This window comes from Lachnospira sp., assembly GCF_016290755.1.
GTDB classification, from domain to species: Bacteria; Bacillota; Clostridia; order Lachnospirales; family Lachnospiraceae; genus Lachnospira; species Lachnospira multipara.
The window spans coordinates 1-5,718 of record NZ_JAEEVD010000083.1; the positions used below are offsets into that span (position 1 = coordinate 1).

Here is a 5,718-nt window from a genome sequence, read left to right on the forward strand (position 1 = left end):
TATCTTTTGTATTATATTTTTTTCTATCTTCTTATCAAGGATAAGTTCTAGAAAATTATACACCTCCTTATACCTTTTTCTAAAACAAATATAGAAGTTCGAGGTTAAGAATTGAATTGAGTATAATACACAATGCCATTTGCCACATTGTCATAAAATTTTTTATGGTGTTGTCACATACTTGACACCTTAATCAATGTTGTCACATACTTGACACCCAACAAACCCATTGTCACATACTTGACAACACATGATAATCATAATGGGATATTCAAAATCTATCCAATACAAAAGATAGGATATATAAGGGAAAAATTTTTTTCTTAATGTAATCGTTATAAGAAGTTCTGTCTAGGAAAATTTGCGTTAAGTCATAACATAGTAGCAAATTCACGCACATAAAATTTTTTAATAAAAATCCACCCTGTTTTTTGAATTTATTTTTTTGAAAAAAATGGAAATTGCTTTAAGATTTTTAGAACAAAATATATTCATCCAAAGTATATATCCGCAGAACAAATTCTATACTTTTTAGAACATATAAACACATTATAAGCACATAATAAGTCGTCAAGTATGTGACACACTTTTTGCCTTTTATATGTTGTCAAGTATGTGACACCTACACGTTGTCAAGTATGTGACGCCCCAAAAGTGTCAAGTATGTGACAACATTTATAATTATTAAGTGTGTCAAGTATGTGACAATAGCAAGTCGTCAAGTATATGACACTTATATATGTGTCATATACTTGCCCCCTTAAAAAAATTAGTTCTTTTGTTTATGCTTCTTTAATTTCGTTAAATTTCTCTAATATGGCATCTATCTCTGGATAAGTTCTTTTTAGAGAGATTGGCTTGCCACTTTTATCCAGGAAGCAATGCTCTGAGCTTCCAACACATCTAATTTCACCTGTTTTTGAATCTGAAATTGTATATTTAATGGCTAATTTGATTCCGTTGTACTTAGTAACCTCTAAAGCTACATTTACAATGTCATAATAATGCGTCATTGTTCTATATTTTGCTGAAACTGATAGAACGGGACTTATAATTCCCATTTCTTCCATCTTCTCATATCCCATTCCAATTTCTGTTAAAATATATGATCTTGCTTCCTCAAACCATCTAATGTAATTGCTGTGGTGGGCAATTCCCATTTGATCTGTTTCGTAGTACTGCACTTGATGCTGGTATGGTTTGATTTCCTTTAAGTCTTTCATTTTTCTCTCCTTTTTTATTTTATTAATATCCTGTCTTTATTGATAAAATGGACATCTCTCCGTTAGTGTCAACGTCATTCTTATTTACAATTCTTTCGTAGCGATTCATCCATTTTGTTGTTATACCACCAAATTTAGCTACATTTTTCTTACTTACATTGCCTTTAAGTAGCATAATCATTGCGATATGGCGAAGGCTCTGCATAGTGAAAGGCTTGATTACAAGCTTTGTGTCGCTCTTTTTGCTTGCCTTTATAGTCTTTGTGTCAGTTTTTTTACTTGCCATTACAGCCTCGCTGCCCTCAGTGTTTATCATGTCAATATACTTTAAAAGTAAACGCTCTGTGTCACGCATCTTTATTTGATTGCCTCTGTTATTGTAAAATAGCGGGCCGGCAGTTATTTCATAGTCCTTGATATACTTATCAAGAATTTCTGAAAGGTCTTTATCAAGCTCAAGGATTCGTGTAATCTTTCTGCTAGAATTTCCGCTTGATGTTAGGCTGATGGCTAAGTGCTCATCATCCACAAGCAATACATTTTCAAAAGCCAAATGACAAACTTCTGTGTTTGTAAGCCCTAGTTTAAGACATAAGGAAAATATAGTAAAGGCCTTATAGTCATTACATTCTAAACATTTATTTAAAACCAAGTCAACCTCTTTTAGGCTTGGCAAATCCTCTTCTTTTATGGTTTTGTCCTGCTCTGGAAGGCTAAACTCTCTAAAATAATTAGTGTATTCCTCACCATGATTTATTCTGTAATTCTCTATAAAATCGCAAATCGAACGCATTACAGAATATCGCATAACAGCAGTACTGTAGGACAATTTCTCACTGTTGATCTTCTTAATTAAATCCTCGTAAAACTTCTTAGTATCCTCAAGACTTAAGTTGTAAGGATCGTGGCCAACACACTTTGTAAAATGTGCCACAACATTGTAGTATTCCTTTCTTGTTCTTGCTTTTAAATTAGTTTCAAAGTAAATCCAAATCTTGTCATTGAATTCTTTGCTGATATCTAAATTGACTTTGTTAATAGAAAACACCTCCTAAAGCAGTAGTAGTATAAGTTAATTTTGTCATACATTGACGACATATGTCAAGCATTTTCAAAAAAACAAATCCCTCAACTTATCTCGAAATCAAATAAAACTCAAACAAAATAGTAATTAAAGAAAAAAAAAATTTTGAACTGAGTTCAGAGTTTTATATCAATAATATTATTTATAAGTTATCCACAACAAAGCTTGTGTTTATGCACATTTCACCATTTTGGCTGTGAATAAAATTAATTGATTTTATATCGGGAATCAAATATAATAGTAAGAGCGTTTTATTATTTACGTATTATTTAGACGGGGGTAAGTTAATGGAACAATATTCAAGAAGATTCATCGAAGAGTTAGCTAACCATATTGATCCGCTTATTATTGATTACTTCAACAAAAAGAAGTCAGTCTATAAAGGTTTCAAAGCTGATAATGTTGCTGAATTAATAGATGAAGCTTTAATGGAACATCTTGAAGGTAAGACCAGTAGAGATGATTTAATTCCCATTATTAATAAAATCAAAAAATCGAGATTACAGAAAAGAGCTCGTTGGTATAAGAATTACATCAACGACATTAACACAATGAGCATTGATGATCCAAAGCATCCACTTGCTAATGATATCCAGATGGCCAAGACTATAGCTATCGATAAGTATGCTGATATTTTCGGAGATAAAGATATTCCAGAAATTATTGAGGATCGTAAAAATGCAGCTACTGAATGGAAGAACGACTCAAACAGTTTACTCATAAATTTCCCTGGAATTTCATCATTTACAGATAAGTCAATTTACAACTCTCTTAAGAATGATGTAATTATTAGTTCTTGGAAATATATTGAGTCAGAGCTTGCTGGTAACATTGATTCATATTTACGTCAGTTCCCAGCGGAGTTAGTTGATAAACCACTCTTTAGTCCATCATCCTTTACACTTATGATGAACGAAGCATCAGAGAATATTTTACAAGAAATCATCACTGATGAAAATGGAACTGAACTTCTAGAGGTTCATGTTAACTCAGGTAAACTTAATCCACCTAAGGCCATGGACACTAACGACTTAAAACTTGTTAATGCTTTCATTTCCAATATCAATATGCAGGAGTTCTCAAGAGAGAAATCCGTAATTGTGGATTTGAATACTTTAGGTAAGGAAGTTGTAAATTATCATGTAGGTAAGAATGTTCTTAACAAGATTTCAAATTCTTGCCGCAAGCTTGTAGAATATAACTTCTTCTACGAGTCAGATGGAAGTAAGATTTTCTTCAACCTCTTCGATAATATTGTTATTAAAGAAGATGCTGAAAGACCTTATGCCATTGCTCAGTTCGGAGAAGTTTTAAGTAATGCCATCATTAAGAAGAAGCTTATCTCTATTACTTCTGCTTCTTATGATGTTTTACAGAACAATCTTTCAAAGATCATCTGCTACGCAATGAAGCAGGAACAGATTGCAAACCAGGAAAACAAGGTGGGTGAATACAGCTACACATATTTCCAGAAGATTGTAAGATTTAAGTTGAAGAATAAAAAGAAGAATCTCCAGCTTATCCAAGATAGTCTTCAGGAATTCGTAGACAACAAAATTGCTATTGAAAGTTTCGAACTTAAGAATGGTGTTTTCATCATCAAGTTCCTACCACTATCAGATGCAGAACTTGAAGATTTACAATTTGATAAGAAAGACAAATTAATAGATAACGTTGTAAAATAAAAAAATATGCTGCCTGATGGCAGCATATTTTTTTAATCCTTTTCATCAAATACTAATATCTATAAATTTGAATTTATCGAGTTCTTTCTCTTATAGAAAAGCCCTACAAACTGCCGATTTGTCAGTCTACATTGTATTCCGGTTAATACGAATATCACTTTCCTGTAAGTTTTAAGAATTTCTTCTCGTTCATTTGCTCGTTTGTAACATACTCCCCATCATGGAATAACGCATAATTCGTGATTGGTGTCGGTGCATTCTGTGCTTCTTCTTTGCTTTCAAGATGTATTGCCTTGAATGCAATACCATTTTCTTTTGCCGTCTGCTCCAAAACCGGAACATATTTTGCATTGAACGGGCACTGATTCGTATAGTACAGAACATATCCCTGCTCTTCTATATGCGGATGTTTTGCACATTCCTTAAACACCGGAGCTTTTGCATTTTTATCGAATGGCATATACCAGAGCTGAATACCATTATCAGCTTCATCGCTCACGACAAATCCTTTGTACTTCAGAAACTTCGGATCAGCCAGAAACGGTTTCTTCTTTGAAGCGCAAAGAATACAAAGCCCTTTTTTCCCCTTTTCCTTACTATCCTCGATGCAGGCGGTAAGTAAATCTGTAGAATATCCATGTCCTTTGAAAGCCCCAGACACCCAGAGACAGTCAATGTACATATATCCATCTGCTTCTATCGGAATCCATGCGTTTTCCGCCGGGATATATTCGATAAAGCACTTTCCGCGCTCTACGCTCTTTAGGAAAACAAGTCCTTCATCAAACCTCTCCGAAAGCCATGCTTTCTTAGAAGAAACCTGAACATCATTATTATTAGATATTGCACAGCAAATATGCTCTTTTTCGATATTATCTTTTGTTACCCGGATATATTCCATGACCGCTCCTTTCAATAATATGCCAAGGAACACTTAAGCTCCTTGGCATAGACAGTATTTACTCAATAGGAAAACAAGCTTCCGTTACATACTCATCAGGATTCTGTGTCTGTGCAGGACTCACATGATAGATATTAAACATAGGTCCATTCATTTTGTAACCGTTTTCTTTGATCCATGACGCCACAGTCGCATATGCCTCACCCATCTGGTCGTAGCTGCCTTTAATGATACAACTTGCAACCTTTACTGCAGGAAGATTTTTAAACTTCACATGTTCCGTATCGTTATAAGAACCATTCACGGTCATCCACGCAATGATCTCAACATTTTCTTCCTTGTACTCGGGATCGAGGAACTCTGCCGCCGCAAGGCACGGGTCTGCCGGTACAAGATCCTTGCATTCGCTCATCATTGTATTCCAGAGCATTCCTTCATCCTCATAGTGAGGAACCACCATCTGAACCGTAGCCGCATATCTCTCCGCTATTGTTTTTACTGTTACATCAAAACTCATATTCTGTTCCTTCCTCAGCCTCTTTCTGGCTGTTTCCAGAAGCATCAGTTTGTACTCCGTTTCTTTGGAAAGCTTTGAAAGCTCTTTCTGCCTCTCTGACAGAAAGGCATCCATCTTTTCTTTATCATCGTAGTTCTCAAGGATCTTGATGATATCTGCAAGTGCAAAGCCCATATCCTTAAGTGACGTTATCCTCCCGATGGTAAAAAGCTGTTCCTCACGATAATAACGGTACCCGGTGAAATCATCTATTTCTGCCGGTTTCAAAAGTCCGATATCATCATAGTGGCGTAACATCCTGATGCTTA

At 34.8% G+C, this 5,718-nt stretch carries 5 protein-coding genes; 1 reads left to right on the forward strand and 4 read right to left on the reverse strand.

The window, feature by feature from the left end; all coding sequences use genetic code 11:
* Positions 1 to 782: 782 nt before the first annotated feature.
* Together QVA17_RS12050 and QVA17_RS12055 are read right to left on the reverse strand one after the other, a co-directional pair.
* On the reverse strand, positions 783 to 1,223 hold the full coding sequence (locus QVA17_RS12050; protein ID WP_287389210.1) for an acyl-CoA thioesterase: 441 nt from the start codon (positions 1,221 to 1,223) through the stop codon (positions 783 to 785).
* A gap of 22 nt (positions 1,224 to 1,245) precedes the next feature.
* The gene (locus tag QVA17_RS12055; protein WP_287389212.1) at positions 1,246 to 2,271 is read right to left on the reverse strand and encodes a site-specific integrase; all 1,026 of its coding nucleotides are present in this window, start codon (positions 2,269 to 2,271) and stop codon (positions 1,246 to 1,248) included.
* Positions 2,272 to 2,594: 323 nt separating this feature from the next.
* Between QVA17_RS12055 and QVA17_RS12060 the strand changes: the two genes are divergently transcribed.
* Positions 2,595 to 3,992: a hypothetical protein gene (locus QVA17_RS12060; RefSeq protein WP_287389214.1), complete on the forward strand. Its 1,398-nt coding sequence runs from the start codon at positions 2,595 to 2,597 to the stop codon at positions 3,990 to 3,992.
* A gap of 154 nt (positions 3,993 to 4,146) precedes the next feature.
* Here QVA17_RS12060 and QVA17_RS12065 read toward each other — a convergent pair whose 3' ends face one another.
* A complete protein-coding gene (locus tag QVA17_RS12065; RefSeq protein WP_287389218.1) occupies positions 4,147 to 4,893 on the reverse strand; it encodes an N-acetyltransferase in 747 nt (248 codons plus the stop codon).
* Positions 4,894 to 4,951: 58 nt separating this feature from the next.
* The coding region (locus QVA17_RS12070; RefSeq protein ID WP_287389216.1) for a MerR family transcriptional regulator at positions 4,952 to 5,718 on the reverse strand (767 nt) is incomplete at its 5' end.